At 73.5% G+C, this 3,351-nt stretch carries 2 protein-coding genes; both read right to left on the reverse strand.

Features of this window, described 5'->3' with window-relative positions:
* Positions 1–43 precede the first annotated feature (43 nt).
* On the reverse strand, positions 44–3,094 hold the full coding sequence (locus RIF89_RS12660) for a glycosyltransferase (protein ID WP_309069456.1): 3,051 nt from the start codon (positions 3,092–3,094) through the stop codon (positions 44–46).
* A 95-nt stretch (positions 3,095–3,189) separates the two neighbouring features.
* Positions 3,190–3,351: WhiB family transcriptional regulator (locus RIF89_RS12665; RefSeq protein ID WP_309069457.1), on the reverse strand; the 162-nt coding region annotated here is incomplete at its 5' end.

Below are 3,351 nucleotides of genomic sequence, written 5' to 3' on the forward strand. Positions count from 1 at the left end.
AGCCTGGCACCGTTGGCGACCACGCGCACTGCCCTGCTTCCGGTCATCGCCGATCCTCCTCGGCCGGCTGCGCTTCCGGCTCGTGTCCGTGCTCCGGCTCCTGCTGTTCCGGCTCCTGCTGTTCCGGTTCCTGCGCCCCTTGCTCCGGCACGGTCGGCGCCGGCGAGGTCTCATCCGCTCGCGGCTCGATCTCGTCGTCATGAGACGGCTCGGCGAGGCTGAGCGGCTCGGCGAGGCCGAGCGGCTCGTCGGGCTCACGATCCTCGGCGTGCCGAGGGAGCACGATCGGCTCATCGGGAGCGCGTCCGACGATGCGGGACCGGCTCCGGGCCGCCCGGCGCGAAGCGCGTGTCGGGAGGGCGAGCAGCAGTGCCGCCAGCACCAGCGCGAGCTGCGTGAGCACGATCAGCCGCGCCGTCGCCCCCTGCGTCTCGGACAGCGGCGACGGTTCGGCGGCGTCGGCCTCGAGGCGCCAGAGCACCCCGCGGTCGGTGTTGCCCGCGTGGACGAATCCGGCGCGCTGGTCGATCGAAGCGACCGCGGCCGAGCTCAGCGCGCGCGCGCGGTCGCCCTCGCCGCCGAGGGGCTCGGCGAGGAGGACGTAGCCGATGCCGTGTCGGGCGAGTTCCATCGGCGCGTCGAAGTCCCGCGCGGAGATGAGGTCGACCGCGAGCGTCGCGATGTCAGCACCCTGGGGCTCGACGGCGGTGGACGACATCGTCGCCTGTCCACCGAGCGTCTCACTCGCGCCGTGCACCACCTCGACGGCGAGTGCGCCGTCGTTCTGCGGTGTGAGGACCAGGGTGGCGATGTCGGAATCACCGCTCGCCTGCGCTGCCACGAAGGCGGGAAGCGTGGACTCGGGACCGTTCGTCAGCACCGTCCGATCGAGGTGGAAGGCCGAGAGCGCGGGAATCGCGCACACGACGAGCGCGAGAGCCGCGACCGCGGTCGCCACGGCCCGCAGCCGGGGCCGCACGAGCGCGGTGTCGAGTGTGACGAGGGCTCCGCCCAGGACGCCCGCCCAGGCGAGACTCAGGCCCGCTCCCGGCCAGATGGGCACGGGTGCGCCGTGCGCGAAGCTCACGACGATGCCCACCGCGAAGAACGCCGTCGCAAGACCGGCCGCCGCGACCACGAGCATCATGATCCCGGCGCGCCAGCGCGGCGCGACGGCGGCGCACAGGGCCAGCAGGGCGAGCGGAGCGCACAGCAGCGGCGCCCACGCCGCGATCGGCGCCGGCGCGAACGCGGTCCACCCGGCGAAGTCCACGGTCGGGAAGCCCGTCGCGAGCGCCGACCTCCCGCTCCCGTCGGCAGAGGCCTGACCGGCCGACCAGACGAAGCCCGGGTCCGCCAGGAGCGCGATGGGCGTGCCGTGGGAGAACTGCCACAGTGCGAGGGGGGCGAACATCGCGATGCCGGGAACGGGGAGCCAGAGCAGGCGTCCGGCGCCGCGGAACCGGGCGGTCGCGAGGGCGATCGCGACCGCCACGATCCACAGCATCACGAGCGCCGGTATGAGGGACGGAGCGCACGCGGCGACCGCGAGGAAGAACAGCGAGGCCGCTCCGGCGGCGCCCCAGGACCGGTGCGCCACTGCGGCGGTGTGGAAGAGCCAGGGCAGCAGAAGGTGGACGAGTACGGCGGCCGGCCGCCCTTCGATCAGCGCGGTCAGGAATGTGGGCGCCAGCGCCCAGGCGATCCCGGCGAAGATCCTCAGACCGGACCGATCGGTGACTCGGGTGGCGGCGAACCACCCGCCCAGCACCGCCAGCGGGAGCGCGAGCACCCACAGGAGGACGAGACCGAACGAAGGGGCGGCGGGCCACAGTGATCCGAGTACCGCGATCACCGCCGCGAAGGGATCGGCCGGACCGACGAGCGCCACACCGACGCTGCGGAGTCCCCAGGCCGCGTCGCGCCACAGTCCCCCGAGAGTCGCCGCGAGCGGCAGGATCCCGCCGCCGCCGAGGGTGGGCCAGGCCACGAGGGTGGTGAAGGAGGCGATGCTCACGACGAGGGCTCCGAGCACCGCCCACGCGCCGCCGCCCGAGAAGAACCTCAGTTCGCTGACCGCGCCGCCCTCGCTTCCGTGGCCGTCATCCAGTCGCCGGCGGAGCTGGGACGACGTCACGCGCAACGGCGCGACGCTGGCCCAGCCCGACGAGCGGAACGACCTGATGCGCGATCGGGAGCGTGCGACGGCACCGAACCGCAGCATCGCCGTGATCGCCGCCGCCCACTCCGGGATCACCGCCTCCGGGCGCTTCGCGATCAGATGGGTCACCGAGCGCCAGAGCGCCAGCGGAAGGAACGTGAGCCAGTGCAGGGGGACCGCTGCTGCCGGGGCGTACGAGAGTCGCCGGTGGAGCTGCGCGAGCCGGCTCGCGAACGCCCGCCGTGACGCGCTCGACGCGGGCGCTGCCGGCCCGTCGGGCGAAGCCGATATCCGCGCCGCGGGAGCCAGCACCACGCGGCCTCCTCCGAGCCGTGCCCGCACGCCCAGATCGAGCCCCTCGTCCGCGCCTCCGAGCGCCGTGTCGGGACGCAGCGCCTCGCGGACCTCGCCGCGGATCAGGATGCCCCGGATGTCGGAGCCGAGCGCGTCGTCCATGGCATCGTGCTGGCCCTGGTCGAGCTCGCCGGCCGCGAGTTCGACCGTGCGTCCGAGGGTCGTCATGCTCACGCCCAGGGACACGATCTCGCGATCATTGTCGGTGGCGATCAGCTTCGGCGCGACGATGGCGGCCGAGGGCCACCGCTCCAGCATCCCGCGCAGGCGTTCGAGGGCGCGCGGGTGAGGTGCCGTGTCCTGGGCGAGAAGCCAGACCGACGCCCCTTCGGCGATGCGAGGACGCGCGAGCTCGACCGCCTCCGTGAAGGAAGTCCCCGGTCGTGCCTCGATGATGCCCTCGACCGTCGCGGCCACGGCTTCGCTCTCGCGCGCAGTGGTCGCGTCGCCGCAGAGGACGAGTGTCACCGCCTCAGGCGGCACGGTCTGCGCGCGCACCGCTTCGAGCGTGCGGAGCAGCTGCGCGCGGGCAGAGGATCCGGAGCGCGCGACGATGATGGCATGAACTCGGGCTGGCATGACACCGTCAGCCTAAGCGCGCGATCGGGGCAGTTCGGACACCTGGCCCGGCGCGCCCGGAAGCCGAGCGCTGCCGATGTGAGACGTGCGGCGCGTCAGCCGGCGCGGCGCTTGAGCTTGCGGCGCTCGCGCTCGGAGAGTCCGCCCCAGATGCCGAAGCGCTCGTCGTTGTTCAGCGCGTACTCGAGGCACTCGCCGCGCACGTCGCACGAGGTGCAGATGCGCTTGGCATCCCTCGTGGAGCCGCCCTTCTCGGG

The sequence above is a fragment of the Microbacterium sp. genome, from assembly GCF_031178525.1.
Classification (GTDB): Bacteria; Actinomycetota; Actinomycetes; order Actinomycetales; family Microbacteriaceae; genus Microbacterium.

Coding starts and splice junctions, on each gene's coding strand:
- RIF89_RS12660 (WP_309069456.1), bottom strand. CDS start 3,094: ATGCCAGCCCGAGTTCATGCCATCATCGTCGCGCGCTCCGGATCCTCT.